The following is an 18102-nucleotide window of genomic DNA, read 5'->3' on the forward strand; positions in this document are numbered from 1 at the left end:
GATTGACAAACATTTATTAAGAGGAGGAAACAGCATGAAAGGTTGGCAATTTACTAAAACGCATGAACCACTTAAGCTCGTAGAACAGGAAGTTCCGAAAGCGGCTCCAGGACGTGTAGTGATTGATACGGCGGCAGTAGGTTTATGCCATTCTGATGTTGGGACTCTGGAGGATGAGGGCTGGATGGCATTGATGCATCCGCCAGTTATTATGGGTCATGAGAATGCGGGAACAATTTCTGAAGTAGGGGAAGGCGTCACGGATTTTAAAGTAGGAGACCGGGTCGCTATCTGCCCAACCGGACCATCCGGCACGAATCCAGGATATCATTATGATGGTGGTTTCGGAACGAAAATTCATGCGCCGGCAGAAGATTTGGTTCGTGTTCCTGATGGGCTTTCAATGGAAATGGCTGCTGCAGCGACGGACGCAGGAATGACTTCCTATTCAGCCTTGTTTAATATAGGGCAAGCAACTCCTGATATGAAAGTTGGTTTAATTGGGATTGGCGGACTGGGTCAATTTGCATTGCAAGCGGCTATTGCAAAAGGATTTAAAAATGTGTATGCAGCAGATGTTAGCGAGAAAGCGCGTGAATTGGCTAAAGAAATCGGAGCAGTGGAAGTGGTATCTGATATTAAAGATTTAGCAGATAAAGAATTAGACTTGATTGTGGATTATGCCGGGTTTGGAAACACCACTTCAGATGCATTGGAGGTCGTTAAACGAGGTGGAACTGTCGTATTGGTAGGTATGGGGAAACTGGAGACCACTATTAATACGGTTTCATTTATCACAGGCGCTAAGAGATTATTAGCAAACGTGGGCGGGACGCCGCAGGATATTGCTGAAATTTATGAATTGATGGCAGCAGGCAAACTGAGTCCAAAATTGACGAAGATTAAATTTGAAGACATTCCTGAAGGCATTGAAAAGCTGAAAGCCGGAGAAGTACAAGGCCGTTTAGTAGCTGTGTATGAGGGAAATGAATAAATATTAATAGTGAATCATATTAAAAGTCTCCTGGTATTTCTTCCACGAGGCTTTTAATTTTATGAAAAAAGTTTAAAAAATTCCTATTTAAGCGGAGTTGAAGTTGTCAACGTTTTTTATTCGAGCAAGAAGCCGAATTGGGGCATGGATATCCATTCATCATGAATACGCCACAGGCTGAGAATACATAGGAGCAGCTGGTCGAATTTTTGAATGACCCAAGCAAGAAATGACGAATTGATTGACTAGGCATAGTTTCGCGTTCTATAAAGGCTGAATTCAAGAATCCGACAAGTATGCCGCTTCTAGATATGGAGCAAAGCAGCGAAGACAACATCCCTGTAATAGCGTAGCTTTGAGAACCATGCTCCTTCAGTGCTGCGCACTTCGTTGCAAAGACATTTTCCTCGCAAGAGTCGGCTGACATCTTCGGAACTGTTTTGCGGAACATCGGCTATTATAGGTTTATTAGCTCACAATATACAAAAAGAAAAAATCGGCTTTCTTCCCTTAATAATTTCCGGGAAGGAAGCCGATTTTTTGGCTGCATCCATTTTTATATTTTAAGACAGCAAGTATTGCTTCAAGGAAGCTTCATCCAGCACCACGATGTTCTTGTAGGCTAAGGAAACCCATCCTTTTTGTTCGAATGATTTCAATGCTTTGGTTGTCGTCGTTCTGGCAGTTCCTATTAATCGTGAAATCTCTTCATGCGTATAGTCGATTGAATAATGGTCAGCCGTTTCTTTTTTGAAATAAGTGCCAAGTTGAACCAATATATGGGCCACTTTTTTGTCTGCTGAAAAAAACCCCATGCTGTAAACCTGCACTGAGAGCGAATGGATTCTCTTGCCCATAAGATCGAGCATCTCCACCATTAAATTAGGATTGTCAGTAAAAGAAGCCATTAGCATATTTAAATCGACTGAGAATAGCTCAACGTCCGTTATTGCACTTACCGACGTTAAGCGAGGCAAATGACCAAAATAAGAAGATTCCCCAAACACGGTATTTTCTCCTAGTATAGCCAGTGATAATTCATTTCCTTCAATTGAAGTGAGGAAAAGGCGAACTCTCCCTGAATTTGATAAGGAAGAATTTAGCGGCGATATCCCCTTCGAAATAAATGATTTCATCTTTTTGATAATATGTCTCCGTTCCAATTGTTTTAATAACGGCATATAAATTGGATTGTGTTGAAATAGTTGAAGTAAGTAAATTTGTTGTTTTCTTCATTTTCTCACCCAGGAGAATTGTAACCTAAATAACAATCTGAGGGAAATGAAAATTACTGATGCATGCAGCAAACTGAACGAAAAAAAGGGATGTCCGCCGGAGCTCTGTCAAGAGAACTCTTTGGTCATCCCTTTTAAAAGAAATGGTGTTTTATTTCAGTTTTTTTCTGAGTTTCAGCAATTCCAGGAAGTGGTTGTCACGACGGGCAATTGCTTCTTCCGCCGTGTTTCCTGGGTATTCATAAAATCCGGCTTTGGAACGGATGCCCAGACGGCCTTCTTCGACCCATTTGTTCAGGAATTCCGGTGTTTCTTTTGTATCGTTTAAGACAGGGAATAGGCTTTGTGCAACAAAGTGAGTTGTATTCAACCCGCTCAAGTCCTGGCCTTCTAAAGGTCCCAAGAATGCATAACGGAAACCTAAGCTTTCTTTCATAACTTCATCGATGTCAGCAGCAGTCGCGACGCCGTTTTCCAGCAGCCAGAATGCTTCGCGCAGAATCGCCAATTGAATGCGGTTGGCGATAAAGCCCGGTACTTCTTTTTTCAGGATAACAGGCGAGCTGCCGATTTCTTTCATCAGATTGTACGCTTCATCAATGACCCGTTGATCTGTCTTTTCGTCTTTGACAAGTTCCACTAACGGCACAAGCACTGGCGGGTTAAAGAAATGCGTGATGATGAAACGGTTCGGGTGTTTCGCTTTTTTCGTAAGTTCAGACAGCGTGATGGCAGAAGTGTTGGAAGCGATGATTGTATCTTCTGAAACGAGCGCTTCAACTTTTGCATAAGTGTCCCATTTGATCTCCAATACTTCCGGAACGACTTCGATGACCATTTCCGTATCTTTTACCGCTTCTTCCAAATCGGTTGTATAAGATAACGCGGCTTCAGCCTTTGCCATTTCCTCTGAAGTGAAGATTCCTTTTTCCACCATGATCGCTAAACTATTGTGAATCATCTCTTTTGCTCTTTCTAATGATGCCTCTTGTGTATCATAAACACGGACGTCTTTTTCTACTTGTGCACATAATTGCGCAATGCCGTGACCCATAATGCCAGCGCCTAATACTGTAATTCTTTCCATGATAAGATCCCTCTTTCTTCTTTTTAAATTTTGCCAACTGCGGAATGATTAATCGCAGTGTATATAAACTCTGGATAATGATGATGGATGAGTATTGGAGAAGAAGTCTCATCTTCTCCAATCCCATCAATAGAATGAAATGCCGATGATTAATGCTGCAATTAATGCCAAGAGGTTTGGCACGGTCATAATAATGAATGCATATTTGAATCCATTTTTATGCGTTAAACCGGTCAAGGCAAATAGAGATAAAACGGCCCCGGAATGCGGTAACCCTGTAAATACGGAGGATGCGATCGCTGAAATCCGATGCATCGCATCCGGGTTTACGCCCATTGCTAAATAGCTTTGCGAGAATGCTTCCATGGCGATGCCGAGACCGCCGGAAGCAGAACCGGTAATGGCACCAAGTGCTGAAGCAGCAATGGTTAAACTGATTAATGGATCGCCCGGAATACCGAGAATCAAATCAGAAATTACTTGGAAGCCTGGAGCTAATGTAATCACCACACCAAATGCGACAGAGGCTGATGTAAAGAAGATTGGCATAACTGATCCGTTCGCACCTAAGCTCACTGCTTCTTTGTGTGAAGGGATATAGCTATGGAATAGGATGGCTGAGAGGATGATGGCTGCACCTAAACCGATCAGCACAATATTCCCTATTTCCATGGCACTGCCGGCAAAGATAATGACGATTAACACTAAAATAGGCAAGATACTCAAAAAGAAAGAAGGTATTTTTTCTTTTAACTCCACTTGTTTACTCGGAGCCTTCTCATCTAACTTGAAAACTTCTTTATTTTTGATACTTTTATTTAATGCTCTGCGCATATACCACATACCCGAAACGATCGCGACGATCGTTGCGACAATCCCGATTAACGGGGCAGCCGTCAATTGCGTGCCCAAGTAAGTCGTCGGTACAACGTTTTGGATGGACGGCGTCCCTGGCAGCATGGTCATCGTAAAGGTCCCGATGCCCAAAAATACGGGCAGGACGATCAAGTTCCAGGCAATGTTCAGTTCTTTGAACAATGGTTTTGCCAGTGGAACCACAACAAACAGGACGACGAACAAACTGATTCCGCCGTAAGTTAGGATGGCACTGATCAGAAACACAGCGACCAATACCGGAAACGGCTTTTCTGTACCTGTAATTGTCAGCACTTTTTCTGCGATGGCTTGTGCTGCGCCACTCTTTTCAATATACTGTGCTAAAATCGACCCTAATAAAAAGACTGCAAAGAAATTGACGATAAATCCTGTAAGCCCTGTCATAAATGAAGCTTCTGTTCCAATTAAAGATGGAAAGAACTCCATGCCATTTGTAATGATGACAATTATTGAAGCTACAGGAGCAATAAATACAATACTGAATCCTTTCATCGCCATAAAGACAATGACAAAGATTGCAATAATAATTCCCAAAGTTCCCATATCACTTATCCTCCTGATTCTCTATTCCAAAATGCTAATTTTTTGTGCCGGCTATTTTTGAACAACGCTATTATAGCTTGAGCCGCAAAATAACATTGTGACCTGGAAGACAATCTTGAGAGGGAATTATAATATTTTTAACCAAGAGGAGCTGATTTTGAAGTTAAGAAAATAAAACAACAAAAAAATAACTGGTCTTTTTTAAATCCTAAGAAGTGACTAAAAACGTTTCTAACCGTCTCTTCTTTAAAATAGAATGCCATTAAAAAGACGGAAAAATAACAGGAAAGAAAGGTGGATTCCATGAAAATCATTATATTCGGCGCAACCGGCGGTGTCGGTAAATCCGTCGTGAAGCAGGCAGTAGAAAATGGTTTTGAAGTCACGGCGTTTGTCCGGCCGCCATCCAAGCTGAAAGTTGTACATGAGAATCTGAACGTTATACAAGGAGATGCCTTCAATCCAGCGCAAGTTTCCGCTGCAATCGCAGGCCATGATGCGGTCGTGTCTTGCCTCGGCTCCAGCCAAGGGATCAAAAAATCATCGGAGCTCGAAGAAATGGTGAAAAACATTGTAGCGGGCATGCAGGAGCACGGCGTGAAACGGATCGTCTATACCGCTTCTGCGGGAATCTATCAGGAGCTTCCAGGGGTAAGCGGGAAACTGATGATGGGTATGTTGAAGAATGCCCTGACAGACCACAGGGCCGCTGTTGATTGGATTGAAGCACATGGCTTAACGTATACCATTGTCCGGCCGATGGGCTTAACAAATGGGCCCTTTACAGGCAATTACAGAGAAGCTGCGACGGGTGTCCCTGAGAAATCCAAGTCGATTGCCCGTGCGGACGTTGCTCATTTCATTTTGAAGGCATTAAACGATGCACAATATGAAAATTCTTCGATTGGCATTGCCAATTAAATCGTATAGAAAAAGATTTTTCACGGCTCTTATTGGATCGGCTAAATCCTGAATGGACCGTATGCCGTCTTCCATCTTAAAAGTTGTTATAATAAAAGAGTGTCAAAAGCTGAACCATAGCTTTGTACACTCTTTTTTTTGCGCACAACACGGATTTTACTAGCCAGGGAGTTGGAAACAGAAATGAACAATAAAGATATAGCAGATATCCGCAAACGATTTAAGCTCGACACCGATTTATTGAAGATCGCCGACATTTACAATGTATACATCCAGCAGGAAAGCAGTGAAATTTTTCACGAAGAAAGCCGCTCGTTTTCTTTATTGGACCGGGAGCAGCAGGAGCTGTTTCTTGCCAATTTCAAGAAGGTATTGGGCGGGAAGCTCGATGTGAAGCTGTTTGAAGTGAAGTTCCAGCCGCAGGAAGAGGGCCAGGAAGACCATACGCAGCGGCTCCTGTATGAAGGCCTCGAGGCAGAGGATGTAGCGGAATGGCAAGCGAATATGCAGCGCATTGCCTTGAAGATGGTGGAAGAAAAACCGTATGAAAAAGATATGGTCATCACGTTTATTCGTGGAACGTATTTTAAAACGACGAAGCGGCAGGCAGATGAAACGGAAATTGATATGCGGGATGAAGTGTATACCACGCCGTTTATCCTTGGCAGTATGAACCAGACCGAACTGCCGAAAAGTTCACTGGTGTTTGATTTTGTGGAAAAAGAGTTCAAGTCGAATGTGCTGATGGATCCGGTCATTAAACTGGCTTCCCCGGTCGGCGGCTTTTTGTTCCCGAGCTTTACGGACAATGCCGCAGACATCCATCACATCGTTTATGCTTCAGGCAAAGCGAATAAGCCCGATTTCCAGTTTATCGAGAACGTCTTGAACGGCAATGAAATCATGACCGCCGAGGAAGACAAAGCGGTGTTTGAAGAAATCGTCAAAGCCGTGATCGGGGAAGAAGTGAATTCGAGAACCCTGGCCGGCCTTTATGATGAAATCAACCTCATGCTGGAAGTGGAAAAAGAAGCGGAGAAGGAAGATGTGGAAACGCCGGTTTTGGATACGGTGGAAGTGACGCGCGTGCTGAAGGCGAGCGGCGTCAAAGACATCAGTCCGGAAAAAGTGGAAAGAGCCTTTCAGCAAGTAGTGGAAGATAAAAGCTATGAAATGAAAGCAAGCCATGTTGTTCCAAGCTATGCATCCAAGTCCATCAAGATCAGCACAAAAGTCGCCGATATCAAAATCAGCCCGCAAGACTTACGATACGTCAAAGGTGTCAATTATAACGGCAAACGCTGCATTTTGATCGAAGTGGAAGAAGACACGATGATTGAAGGGTTTAAACTGCTTGAGGAAGAAGAGTTGGAGTAGGATAGCTATCCTACAGCCAACTATCTAAAAAGGGAATTAAAGCTAATTTCTAGGTGTCGAAAGGAAAAATCATCTTAAGAGTATCGGACATTATGAGTTTGCTGATCCTGGCGGCTGCTATCCGGTTAGGAAACTTCTGCAAGGCTTTTAGAGTTTTTACAACGAAAAGCCAAAAGAAGTTTTTAAGAAAGCAACTTGCCCCATCTTGTTTATTCAACAGGTGAAAATGGCCTTATTCTCCGTCATTATAAAAAGAATAATATAGCAAAATACAAAGACATAAATGGTCAAGTATCGAAATTTATAAAAAAGTTGTTGAAATTTAAGGTTGCTTGTGCAAATAATTAGTTAATCGAATATGCAATGTCTATCGGATGGCTGTAAGAGAACAACCTTCTCTTCCAATCCCCATCCGACTGTTGACTACACTAATCCACTGTATGCGATTTTTCGCATGCGTGAGTTGGTGTAGTCTTTTTTATTTTCACTCACGGCAAGGAGGCGGTTTTGTAAGTCAGAAGGATTGAAGCATTTAAAAAAAGCATCAAATATTGTTCCAAGTTGGCTGCAAAAATACATAAGCATTAAATAATTAACATCAGGCTTTATAGCTCTTTTGAATTTATTTTTTCTAAATAACGTTTTTGTGCAGATTTTAATGCAACAGTTACCGCACCTGTTGAAGGTGCAAAATAATGGCTATCGATTCTTTCCAGTAACTCATCAAGATTCGATGTCATATCGAATCCAATCAGCATCCGCTTGAAATAGTTTTGGGCTAGCTCTGTGATAAAAGTAAATTCAGCGTCAATGATTTGATGTGTTGCTTTATTGATTTCCAGTACGATTCCTGCATGTTTGTAAATCTCATACATGGCCGTTCCTTGAGGGGCTTTGGCGTAGGCAGTGACAATAACTGTAGATAATTTTTGCATGAATATAACCTCCGTCTTATAAAATATACGTTAATTTTATCACCATTATTCTAAAGATTATAAAAGCTGTTAATTCTGAAAATCATGTAAGCGTTTTAATGGAGGCGGAAAGAGGTTTTATATCGCTCATCAGTAAGGAATAAAAGAACACGACTCAGGGGGAGAAAAGGTATGGAAAGAACAACAAATTTCTTTACAGAATTAATGAGAAAGTATTTACCAGATCCATTCGTATTTGCAATTGGTTTAACCTTGCTAACATTTATGCTCGCGCTTTTAATCGAGGGTACTGGCTTTATCGAGTTAACCTCCGCATGGGGCAGCGGATTTTGGGATTTACTGGCGTTTACGACACAAATGGCGGTCATACTGGCTATGGGGTATGTACTTGCTACAGCTCCGATTACAGACAGATTTTTAAATAAGATCACTAGCATGGTACAGACACCTAAGGCAGCAATCATTGTGGCCACTCTAGTGGGGGGAATTGGAAGTTACTTGAACTGGGGCTTTGGTTTAGTCATCGGGGGGATCATTGCGAAAAAATTAGCGTTAAAAGTAAAAGGGGTTCATTATCCTTTAATTATTGCAGCAGCGTATTCTGGATTTACGTTCTATGGCTTAGGTATATCAGCTTCTATTCCGATATTGATTTCAACACCTGATCATTTCCTGGAAGATGCAATGGGTCTTGTTACACTTTCAGAAACGATTTTCAGTTTGCCGATGATTTTAACAACCATTGTTTTGTTGATTACGCTGCCGTTATTTAATACATTGCTCCATCCGAAGGATCCGAAAAACGTAGTGGAGATTGATCGGGCCCTTTATGCTGATAAGCCCAAACCAAAACTGGCTTTACTCGAAGACGACACCCTAGCAAGTAAACTGAATAACAGCAAAATCTTAGCATATACAATTAGTGCATTAGGTTTTATCTATATTGGTATTTACTTCTTGCAAGGCAATACGTTAAACTTAAACATTTTAAACTTTATCATTCTATTTCTGGGTATGGCACTGCTTGGCACGCCAGCTCGATACATTGAGCATTTAGCAGATGGCATTAAAACAATCTCTGGTATTATTCTTCAATTCCCATTCTATGCCGGTATTATGGCGATTATGGCGGCTTCAGGATTAGTGGATACAATATCAAAAGTATTCGTGGATATCTCGAATGAACAAACATTGCCATTCTGGGGATTAATCAGTTCATTCTTTATTAACTTCTTCGCTCCTTCTGCAGGCGGGCATTGGGCAGTTCAAGGCCCATTCATGATTGAAGCGGCAAAAGAATTAGGCTCGTCGATTGCAGAAACATCGATGTCAGTTATGTTAGGCAACGCCTGGAATGACTTAGTACAGCCATTCTGGATACTGCCGGCACTTGCATTATCGCGATTAAAGTTAAAAGATATCATGGGCTTCCTTGTCATGATTATGTTCTATGTAGGGATCGTTTACATTATTGCAACTTTAGCTTGGGCATATTTCTTCTAAAGGCAAAGCCTTTGTTTTCGGACAAAGGCTTTTTCCGTTTTCAACAAGCAGATTCTAGGGTCAGCTTCAGCACTCAGTCCCTCCAAAGTGCTTCGGTGCAGGTACGAAAAAAGGCCGCCCTTTCGTCATTTTTATATGACTTTTAGGACAGCCTTTTTTATTCGGTGTTTTGTTTTATATTAATGCCTTATAGCTAATAGGTCTTCCTAATTCGGAAAAGGTTCGGACTGAGTTCATTCAAAGCAATAGCGGCCAGTATGATGGTGATGCCAAACCACTGAAGCGGCGACACAACTTCTGACAGAATAAGACTGGCCGACAGGATGGCGATCGGCAATTCGATGGACGTTAATATATTGGCCACTCCACCTGACACCAAAGGGGCTCCAGCTGCAAAAAATAAGGGCGGCAGGACTGCTCCGAACAGTGAAACGCCAACAGCCGTTGCAAACAAGTCTTTCTCCAATGGCAGTACAGTTGGCATGTCACCCATGAATAGGACAAGCACTAAAATGGTTGAGCCTGTCACCATCAAAGAACTGCGTGTCCACGGATCCACATTTACAGCCACCTTGCCACTGCAAAAAATAAATCCGGCATAGGTGAATGCGGATAGAATTCCAAAAATAAACCCTTTAAGCGGCAATCCATGTATGTCGCCATTTACAAAATTCGAAGCAAAAAAGACCCCGAGTAAGATCAAAAGAATGGACAGTATGGTTACAGGAGCAGGTTTTATTTTACTGAAGATCCATTCCAAAATAATCCCGATCCACACGAATTGAAACATTAAAATAATAGCCAACGAAGCCGGCAAATACTGCATGGAACCGTAATAAAAAATACTTGTTAAGCCGATAAAACAGCCGGTCATCATAATTTGAAGAACATTCTTCTTATGGAGCCCTTTAAAACTGGAACGTTTAAGGAGCGTGAAAGACCACAATAAAAAGAAAGAAATCACCATTTGAACGATATTGATTTGGCCAAGTGAATAGCCGTGGCTAAATCCGATTTTGGCAAATATTGGAGTAAAACCAAAAAAAGACGCACCTATTAATATATATAAAACACCTTTATTAAAATTCATCAGACAACCTCCTTCGTGCCAAGGCACAACTAGATTATCATATCATAAATAAGCGGAAGATTAACCGTTCCTCCGGCAGATAATGTGAAAGAATAAACGATGCCTCATGGAGCAATCTTTAATGCAAAGCAAAAGGACTGTTGAAAGGAAATTAATTCCTCTCAACAGTCCTTACTTTTCTTTATACCAAAACAGGCACTTCACTTCTAATGAGGTGGTCGAACGCACTCAATGAGGCAGTGGCGCCGGATCCCATCGAAATGATGATTTGTTTATACGGGCTGTTTGTGCAGTCGCCTGCAGCAAACACGCCAGGTACACTTGTTGCTCCGCGCTGATCGATCACAATCTCGCCGAATTTATTGCGTTCAACGCTGTCGCCCAACCAGTCTGTATTCGGAACAAGACCGATTTGGACAAATACACCGGAGAGTTCAACATGTTTTACGTCTCCTGTTTCACGCTCAACATAAGAAATGCCGTTCACTTTGTCAGTTCCTGTGATTTCCTGCGTTTGGGCATTGGTTACGACCGTTACGTTCGGCAGGCTGCGCAGGCGGTCTTGCAGGACCGAATCTGCTTTCAGCTCTGAATTGTATTCAAGAACGGTAACGTGGTTCACAATGTTCGCCAGGTCGATGGCTGCTTCGACGCCGGAGTTGCCGCCGCCAATAACGGCTACATCTTTGCCGGCAAATAATGGACCATCACAGTGTGGGCAGTAAGCTACCCCTTTGTTCTTGAATTCAGCTTCGCCAGGCACTCCGACGTTGCGCCAGCGGGCACCTGTCGAAAGAATGACAGTTTTGCCTTTTACAACAGCGCCGTTTTCAAGTTCAATTTCGATGTAATCTTTCTTTTCTAAACGCTTGGCACGCTGCAGATTCATCACATCGATGTTGTACTCTTTCACGTGTTCTTCCAGACTTGCTGCGAACTTAGGCCCTTCCGTGTGCTTGACGCTGATAAAGTTTTCAATGCTCATCGTATCCAAAACTTGACCGCCAAAGCGTTCAGCGACAATACCCGTCCGAATGCCTTTGCGTGCTGCATAGATTGCCGCACTTGCACCGGCTGGTCCTCCGCCGACTACAAGAACCTCATAGGGCTCTTTGTCCGCAAATTCAGACGCATCTGGAGCACTGCCCAATTTAGCAAGCAATTCTTCCAATGACATCCGTCCGCTGGAGAAAGATTCCCCGTTTAGGAACACAGTCGGAACTGCCATGATGTCTTTGCTTTCGACCTCTTCTTTAAATGCCGCACCGTCAATCATGGTATGCGAGATATTCGGATTGAGGACACTCATCAAGTTCAGTCCTTGGACAACTTCCGGGCAGTTTTGGCAGCTTAAGCTAATGTAAGAGTCAAAATGGTATGTGCCTTCAATGCTCTTGATTTGGTCAATCACTTTCTGCTCGACTTTCGGAGCCCGCCCGCTAACTTGCAAGAGAGCAAGCACTAAAGAAGTAAATTCATGGCCAAGAGGGATGCCCGCAAATGTGATTCCGGTATCTTCTCCGACACGATTTACGCTAAAGCTCGGTGTTCTTTCCAACTCCGTGTGCTCAACTTTAATGTTGGCAGACATGCTGGATAGTTCATCTACTAGAGCCAACATATCACGGGAAACATCGTCTCTTCCTGCACTGACTTTAAGCAGCACATCGCCTTCAAGCAGTTGTAGATATTGTCCTAATTGTGCTTTTATATCTGCATCTAGTATCATTGTCAGAACTCCTTATATTTTCCCTACAAGGTCAAGGCTTGGCTTAAGTGTTGCGCCGCCTTCTTCCCATTTTGCAGGGCAAACTTCTCCTGGATTGTTGCGAACATATTGTGCTGCTTTAATCTTGCCGACAAGCGTGCTTGCATCGCGGCCAATGCCGTCTGCGTTGATTTCTGCTGCTTGGACAATACCTTCTGGATCGATGATGAATGTACCGCGTTGTGCCAAACCTGCTTCTTCGTCAAGAACATCGAAGCTGCGAGTAATTCTTTGTGAAGGGTCGCCAATCATAACGTATTCGATCGTGCTGATCGCATCTGAATGATCGTGCCATGCTTTATGAGTGAAGTGAGTATCCGTTGAAACAGAATACACTTCAACTCCTAGACTTTTCAAAGTAGCGTATTGCTTTTGAAGGTCCTCAAGTTCAGTAGGGCAAACGAATGTAAAGTCTGCAGGGTAGAAGCAAACAACACTCCATTGTCCTTTCAAGTTTTCCTCAGTAACTTCGATAAACTCACCGCTTCCAGCGTTGTAAGCTGAAGTTTTAAATGGTTGGATTTCTTTTCCGATCAATGACATATAAAATACCTCCTAGATGTTTTTTAGAATGATTATAGTCAGTGATTCAAAAAAATATTAATCAAAGCGTTTCACCTTAATTAATATAATTATTTAACTATAATGATTCTAATCATACTTCTATTGTTATATGAAATGGATTTTTTGTCAAAGGTAACCCCTTATTTAAGTTATTCTCTATAGATTCCTATAAAATCAATGCTTCAAGCCATAATTCATTAGACATGATTTTAGTGGAAGGCAGAAATATTGAGACCAAATCAATATTTCTTAATAATATTAATTTTCAATATTCTTGTGCATTTCTCAATCAAAGAGCATTAACTGATAGAAGGTCCACTGCGGGATACAAAGATGAGAACCTTGTAAAGCACAACAAGCAAACAAGGACACGGCTCCAAGTGCCGTATCCCTGTTCTTTGCCGCCGTTTATAAATGCAGTCCTGTCCATTGCCAATAAGAAAAATAAAACAGCATCATCACACCGATATAAAGAGGCATTAAAATGGCACTTAGCTTCAACAGGGTTCCGGCATCGTATGAGTTTCCTTCATCCTCGTAAAAGAGCAGCAACGCTTTTGAGCTGACAGGAAACGTCACGCAATAATTCATGCCGATCAAACTTAAAAACACGACGGTTGAAGGGTTTACTCCGATAGCTTCGCTGAACAACAGGAACCCCGGAATAAAGACGATGGCACGTGTGGTATGGGATGTAATATACAAATGGCTTGTCACCGATACGAGCAGAATGACCAAGACAATCTGCCAATCCGGGGCATCTGTGAACAAATTCAGAAAGGCCAGCATTTCTTTTTCCAGCCATTTGACGACTCCTGTTTCCACCAGTATTTTTCCAAGTGCGGCAGCTGCAGCGACAAATACAATCAAATTCCATGATACGGATTTCATGCCTTGTTTCCAGCTGATAATCCCGTAGGTCGGTGCCATCACTAAGATGGCACCGACCATCGCAACAAAAGCAATATCATAGCCATGTATACTTTCAGTCATCCAAAAGGCGATTAACGATATCAGCAAGATCAAGGTCTTTTTTTCTGTCCGATTCATCTGCTTTTTCAAGGAGGATGTTTCAGCGGAGGGAGAGTCCTTCAGCATTTTCCCATCATTTTTCGGCCAGAGAGCCCATTTCACAACTAAAAAGGAAACAAGCGTCATCACCAATGCGAAGGGGAGGCCCCATACAAACCATTGGATAAAGGAAATGGATTGATGAAAGGTGCTTTCAAGCAAGCCGATCCCGATCAAATGAGAACCTGCTCCGATAAGAGTAGCGGAAGTGCTCATTAAAATGATGATGGGCGCTAAAAGAACCAAAACATTTTGTTCTTTTTCCGTATACTTTTGGCGCAATTGATTGATAATCGGCATGGCTAACGCTGCCCGTCCGGAAGTTGAAGGGATGAAAAACACCGAGGCGAATAAAACAGAACTTACTCCGGCGAGTACATGTCCTTTTTCCTTTGATTTGCTCAAGAGTATCTGGATTAATCTTTGGGCTAATCCAGACTCTTTAACGGCATTGCCGATGATAAAAGAGCCAATCATCAACCAGACCACTTCTTCTGATAGGGATTCGTATAACAGTTCTGGTTCTGCCCCATTCATAATGATGATAAATGCAATGAGTGAGATGGCAACAAACCCAGCCGGTATTTTCGTGGCAATCCATAAGACCATCGCGGACAAGAAGGCGAATAAAGCAATCTTTGAACGATAGTCCAGGTCAGCGATCAAGACAATGCCTACGATGAAAAGAATATGTATGACAACGAGAACAAACGGCTTTGGATATGAACGAATCATCGATCGAAAGGAATAATCTTTAATTTGTTTTTCTAATCCCGAAATCATATTAGATGGACACCTTCTTTAATGCGCCTTTGTTTGCCATCCCCCAGCCAATGGCAACTTTACGCAGTGCGGAATAAGTGCTTTCCTCAATCCATTCCGGTGCATTTTCCATAGCCATTTCCAAGGAAACAGGCTTTTGGATAATGCAGCTATAGGCGTCTATGCCCGCCTGGTAGTTCAGGGCAGCGCCTTCTCCAATGGTGCCGGTGATGGCAATAACAGGGATATGGCTCGTTTTGGCAATCCGTGCCACTTTCGATGGGATTTTTCCGTTCGGAGTCTGGAAGTCCAAACTGCCTTCTGCCGTAAAGACAATATCCGCTGTCGAAATTTCTTCCTCGATATTGATAAAGTCCATGATGATATCAAAGCGGGGATGTAAGATGGCATTCGTAAAGGCTATCAGGCCGGCACCCAACCCGCCGGATGCACCGCTGCCTGGCAATGTGCGAACATCCAATCCAGTTCCTTTCTGAATGACTCCCGCATAATTTTCTAATGCGGATGACAAAGCTTCAACCTGCTCTGAAGTTGCCCCTTTTTGAGGCCCAAATACTCTGGCTACTCCTTTTTCTCCGCATAAGATGTTCTGCCAGTTGCAAGCCACATCTATGGATACATTCTTTAAACGGCTATCTATATTGGCAGTGGTAAGAGAATCTACTTCCAGTAAATCCTCGCCGCCTTTGATATGGACCCTTTGCTGTTCGTTATTAAAAAATTGAACTCCTAATGCTTCTGCCATTCCGGCTCCGCCATCTGAAGTGCCCGAATCCCCGCAGCCAATTAAGATATGGTCTACACCGAAATCAAGAGCAGCCACAATTAATTCTCCTACTCCGTAAGTAGTGGTTTTTAACGGATTTCTTTTATGGCGAGGCACAAGTTTCAGTCCTGCTACTGCTGCCATCTCAATAACAGCTATCCGTTTTCCATTCTCTCTGTAAAGGCCGAAATGACTGCTGATTTTCTGGCCAACGGGCCCTGTCACTTTTTTATTGATGATAGTGCCGCCTTTTATGTTGATGATTGTCTTAACAAACCCTTCGCCGCCATCAATCATAGGAATCACAACAGCGTTGATCGACGGATCAAAACGCCTTACGCCCTGTTCCATCGCTACCGCAACTTCTTCCGCATCCAAACATTCTTTAAAACCTGAAGGTACAATTACAATTTTCATCTCTAAACTCCTCCTCGAACTCTGATACTTTCTAAGTTACCTCCCGAATATTAGAAGAAGATGAGAGAGTCATGAGAATTTAAGTAGAAATAAGGAAAATATTAGAAAGACAGAAATTAGTAATTGCGAAAGGCCAATGCGTTACATCAATTTAACTGGCTGACGGCAAAAAACCTCATTTAGAGAGGATAGAATTTATATCCAAACTAAATGAGGTTTTTATTTTAATGCAAAAAAACGGATTTCTTCATCGGTACTTTTACCAAATACAAAACAGGGAAGTGGAGGCTCTACTTTCTATTATTCATAAAAGTATAAAACTGATTCAGAAATCCATTCTTATGATTCGTAATGGGTGCTGCCTAAAATATGCAAGCAGAAATCCAGGTCTGCTTGAAGATGGTTTTCCATCAGCCGTTTCGCTGCCTGGCTGTCCCTTGCTTTAATCGCTTCATAAATCTCTTCGTGCTCTTCGATTAAATGTGGACGCCGGTGCAGAACCACAGTCTTACGGAATAGATAGATGATGGACTGCATGCGGTTAATGATGTCGATGATTTGTGAATTGCCGCTTGCCTGGACAATAATTTCATGAAAACGTTCATTTGCCTTCATAACTTCTTCAGTTGTTCCTTCTCGCCCTACTTGAATGCAATGAGAAAGTGCATCTAACTCCCTTTCAGGTAAATAGATGGCTGCCGACTGGCTTGAAAAACCTTCCAGAAGAATCCTCACTTGAAATAAGTTCCGCAAATCTTTCTCAGTCGGCTGGACAACTTTTTTATTTACAATAAGGCCTTCATATTCTAACTGCCTTAGAGCCTCGCGAATGGGTGTACGGCTGCAGCCCAGTTCTTGGGCAAGCTTTTCCTCGACAATTTTTGTGCCGCTCGGAATAATCCCATTCAGAATCCTGTCACGCATCATTTCATACGCTTGATGGGAAGCAGGCCGAGAATTTTTAATGCTCTGGTTCATTCGATCACCTCTATTTTCTGCAAAACCTAGCTCTCCTTAACGTATCAAAAAAACAATAAAAAAGATAGTTCCTGTAATGGCATAAATTAGTATACAGAATTTCTATTAATGTGTACGAATTAAATTATAATGTATACAAATTGATATTAAGTGTATACAAAAATTTAAAAAGAGTATACAATAATTCGATGTAAGGGCTTTCTATCGTCGATTTTTAATAAAAAACATATATGAGTTATTTTTATGGAATAAAACAGGCAACTATTTGAGGAGGAATTTATGATGAAGAAAATAGGATTTATCGGTTTAGGAATCATGGGAAAACCAATGGCAGCAAATCTTTTGTCAAAAGGATATGAAGTAACGGTTAACGATCTTAACGAAGCAGCCGTTCAGTCTTTGGTGGAATTAGGCGCAAACCGTGCGGAATCTGCAAAAGTAATCGGAGAAAGCTGCGAAGTGGTCATTACGATGCTTCCTGCCAACAAACATGTGCAGCAAGTTGTTTTAGGAGAAAATGGTGTTCTTAGCGGAGCGAAACCAGGAACGGTCATTATCGATATGAGTTCCATAACTCCAGTAGTTTCAAAAGAAATTGCTGCATTGGCATTGGAAAAAGGTGTGGAAATGATGGATGCTCCTGTTAGTGGAGGAGAACCGAAGGCCATCGATGGAACTTTGGCAATCATGGTAGGCGGGAAAGAAGAAGTCTTTGAGCAAGTGAAAGATGTTCTTTACGCAATGGGCAGTGAAGTTACGTTGGTAGGCGGAAATGGCAGCGGGACGACAGCGAAATTAGCCAACCAAGTAATCGTTAATTTAAATATTGCCGCTATGTCTGAAGCATTGGTTTTAGCAAGCAAAGCGGGTATTGATGTGGAAAAAATGTACAAGGCTATCAGAGGCGGATTAGCAGGAAGTGCTGTACTTGACGCAAAAGCGCCATTGATTCTTGACCGCAATTTCGTGGCTGGCGGAAGAATTGATATCAACATGAAAGATATCACGAACGTCATTGATACGGCTCATGAAATCGGCGTGCCAATGCCGTTGTCAAGCCAATTGCTGGAAATCTTCCACGCATTGAAGGTTGATGGGAAAGCTGCAGATGATCATGGCGGAATTGTTCAATACTTTGAAAAACTGGCAAATGTTGAAGTAAGGAGAGGTTGA

Annotated in this window: 15 protein-coding genes; 5 read left to right on the forward strand and 10 right to left on the reverse strand. The window is 42.3% G+C overall.

Features of this window, described 5'->3' with window-relative positions; genetic code table 11:
- Positions 1 to 34 precede the first annotated feature (34 nt).
- A complete protein-coding gene (locus AC3AQ9_RS11480; protein ID WP_488307624.1) occupies positions 35 to 994 on the forward strand; it encodes a zinc-binding dehydrogenase in 960 nt (319 codons plus the stop codon).
- 563 nt (positions 995 to 1557) lie between these two features.
- On the opposite strand, the gene AC3AQ9_RS11485 is transcribed toward AC3AQ9_RS11480, so the two are convergent.
- The 3 genes from AC3AQ9_RS11485 to AC3AQ9_RS11495 all read right to left on the reverse strand — a co-directional run bounded on the left by AC3AQ9_RS11485 (position 1558) and on the right by AC3AQ9_RS11495 (position 4756).
- Positions 1558 to 2175, reverse strand: a complete 618-nt coding sequence (locus AC3AQ9_RS11485) for a Crp/Fnr family transcriptional regulator (RefSeq protein WP_488307625.1) — start codon at positions 2173 to 2175, stop codon at positions 1558 to 1560.
- 205 nt (positions 2176 to 2380) lie between these two features.
- Complete coding sequence (locus AC3AQ9_RS11490) at positions 2381 to 3316, reverse strand: 3-hydroxyacyl-CoA dehydrogenase family protein (RefSeq protein WP_488307626.1); 936 nt, start codon at positions 3314 to 3316, stop codon at positions 2381 to 2383.
- Positions 3317 to 3442: 126 nt separating this feature from the next.
- Positions 3443 to 4756 (reverse strand): GntP family permease, encoded by a 1314-nt coding sequence (locus tag AC3AQ9_RS11495; protein WP_488307627.1) that lies wholly within the window; start codon positions 4754 to 4756, stop codon positions 3443 to 3445.
- 303 nt (positions 4757 to 5059) lie between these two features.
- Here AC3AQ9_RS11495 and AC3AQ9_RS11500 point away from each other — a divergent pair, with 303 nt between their 5' ends.
- Complete coding sequence (locus AC3AQ9_RS11500; protein ID WP_488307628.1) at positions 5060 to 5677, forward strand: NAD(P)-dependent oxidoreductase; 618 nt, start codon at positions 5060 to 5062, stop codon at positions 5675 to 5677.
- A 183-nt stretch (positions 5678 to 5860) separates the two neighbouring features.
- Positions 5861 to 7054, forward strand: a complete 1194-nt coding sequence (locus AC3AQ9_RS11505) for a DUF4317 domain-containing protein (RefSeq protein WP_488307629.1) — start codon at positions 5861 to 5863, stop codon at positions 7052 to 7054.
- 605 nt (positions 7055 to 7659) lie between these two features.
- Here the strand turns inward: AC3AQ9_RS11505 and AC3AQ9_RS11510 are convergent.
- Complete coding sequence (locus AC3AQ9_RS11510) at positions 7660 to 7989, reverse strand: DUF3870 domain-containing protein (protein WP_488307630.1); 330 nt, start codon at positions 7987 to 7989, stop codon at positions 7660 to 7662.
- 171 nt (positions 7990 to 8160) lie between these two features.
- On the opposite strand from AC3AQ9_RS11510, the gene AC3AQ9_RS11515 reads away from it, so the two are divergent.
- Entirely contained in the window at positions 8161 to 9492 is a 1332-nt protein-coding gene (locus AC3AQ9_RS11515; RefSeq protein WP_488307631.1) for a short-chain fatty acid transporter, read from the forward strand.
- Positions 9493 to 9685: 193 nt separating this feature from the next.
- Here the strand turns inward: AC3AQ9_RS11515 and AC3AQ9_RS11520 are convergent, their stop codons facing one another.
- The 6 genes from AC3AQ9_RS11520 to AC3AQ9_RS11545 all read right to left on the reverse strand — a co-directional run bounded on the left by AC3AQ9_RS11520 (position 9686) and on the right by AC3AQ9_RS11545 (position 16929).
- Positions 9686 to 10582 carry an EamA family transporter gene (locus tag AC3AQ9_RS11520; protein WP_488307632.1) on the reverse strand — a complete coding sequence of 299 codons (897 nt, stop codon included), beginning with the start codon at positions 10580 to 10582 and terminating at the stop codon, positions 9686 to 9688.
- 181 nt (positions 10583 to 10763) lie between these two features.
- Complete coding sequence (gene ahpF, locus AC3AQ9_RS11525) at positions 10764 to 12311, reverse strand: alkyl hydroperoxide reductase subunit F (RefSeq protein ID WP_488307633.1); 1548 nt, start codon at positions 12309 to 12311, stop codon at positions 10764 to 10766.
- A gap of 12 nt (positions 12312 to 12323) precedes the next feature.
- Complete coding sequence (ahpC, locus tag AC3AQ9_RS11530) at positions 12324 to 12893, reverse strand: alkyl hydroperoxide reductase subunit C (protein WP_437149098.1); 570 nt, start codon at positions 12891 to 12893, stop codon at positions 12324 to 12326.
- Positions 12894 to 13322: 429 nt separating this feature from the next.
- Positions 13323 to 14768, reverse strand: a complete 1446-nt coding sequence (locus tag AC3AQ9_RS11535; RefSeq protein WP_488307634.1) for an SLC13 family permease — start codon at positions 14766 to 14768, stop codon at positions 13323 to 13325.
- A gap of 1 nt (position 14769) precedes the next feature.
- Positions 14770 to 15951 (reverse strand): glycerate kinase family protein, encoded by a 1182-nt coding sequence (locus tag AC3AQ9_RS11540; RefSeq protein WP_488307635.1) that lies wholly within the window; start codon positions 15949 to 15951, stop codon positions 14770 to 14772.
- A gap of 339 nt (positions 15952 to 16290) precedes the next feature.
- Positions 16291 to 16929 carry a GntR family transcriptional regulator gene (locus AC3AQ9_RS11545; RefSeq protein ID WP_488307636.1) on the reverse strand — a complete coding sequence of 213 codons (639 nt, stop codon included), beginning with the start codon at positions 16927 to 16929 and terminating at the stop codon, positions 16291 to 16293.
- 279 nt (positions 16930 to 17208) lie between these two features.
- On the opposite strand from AC3AQ9_RS11545, the gene garR reads away from it, so the two are divergent.
- Positions 17209 to 18102, forward strand: coding sequence for a 2-hydroxy-3-oxopropionate reductase (garR, locus tag AC3AQ9_RS11550; protein WP_488307637.1), 894 nt, complete (start codon positions 17209 to 17211; stop codon positions 18100 to 18102).

This window comes from Planococcus sp. VCh962, assembly GCF_057748275.1.

Bases quoted from the DNA above. Each gene is read 5' to 3' on its own strand.
- AC3AQ9_RS11480 (WP_488307624.1), top strand. From the start codon at position 35: ATGAAAGGTTGGCAATTTACTAAAACGCATGAACCACTTAAGCTCGTA.
- AC3AQ9_RS11485 (WP_488307625.1), bottom strand. From the start codon at position 2,175: ATGCCGTTATTAAAACAATTGGAACGGAGACATATTATCAAAAAGATG.
- AC3AQ9_RS11490 (WP_488307626.1), bottom strand. From the start codon at position 3,316: ATGGAAAGAATTACAGTATTAGGCGCTGGCATTATGGGTCACGGCATT.
- AC3AQ9_RS11495 (WP_488307627.1), bottom strand. From the start codon at position 4,756: ATGGGAACTTTGGGAATTATTATTGCAATCTTTGTCATTGTCTTTATG.
- AC3AQ9_RS11500 (WP_488307628.1), top strand. From the start codon at position 5,060: ATGAAAATCATTATATTCGGCGCAACCGGCGGTGTCGGTAAATCCGTC.
- AC3AQ9_RS11505 (WP_488307629.1), top strand. From the start codon at position 5,861: ATGAACAATAAAGATATAGCAGATATCCGCAAACGATTTAAGCTCGAC.
- AC3AQ9_RS11510 (WP_488307630.1), bottom strand. From the start codon at position 7,989: ATGCAAAAATTATCTACAGTTATTGTCACTGCCTACGCCAAAGCCCCT.
- AC3AQ9_RS11515 (WP_488307631.1), top strand. From the start codon at position 8,161: ATGGAAAGAACAACAAATTTCTTTACAGAATTAATGAGAAAGTATTTA.
- AC3AQ9_RS11520 (WP_488307632.1), bottom strand. From the start codon at position 10,582: ATGAATTTTAATAAAGGTGTTTTATATATATTAATAGGTGCGTCTTTT.
- ahpF (WP_488307633.1), bottom strand. From the start codon at position 12,311: ATGATACTAGATGCAGATATAAAAGCACAATTAGGACAATATCTACAA.
- ahpC (WP_437149098.1), bottom strand. From the start codon at position 12,893: ATGTCATTGATCGGAAAAGAAATCCAACCATTTAAAACTTCAGCTTAC.
- AC3AQ9_RS11535 (WP_488307634.1), bottom strand. From the start codon at position 14,768: ATGATTTCGGGATTAGAAAAACAAATTAAAGATTATTCCTTTCGATCG.
- AC3AQ9_RS11540 (WP_488307635.1), bottom strand. From the start codon at position 15,951: ATGAAAATTGTAATTGTACCTTCAGGTTTTAAAGAATGTTTGGATGCG.
- AC3AQ9_RS11545 (WP_488307636.1), bottom strand. From the start codon at position 16,929: ATGAACCAGAGCATTAAAAATTCTCGGCCTGCTTCCCATCAAGCGTAT.
- garR (WP_488307637.1), top strand. From the start codon at position 17,209: ATGATGAAGAAAATAGGATTTATCGGTTTAGGAATCATGGGAAAACCA.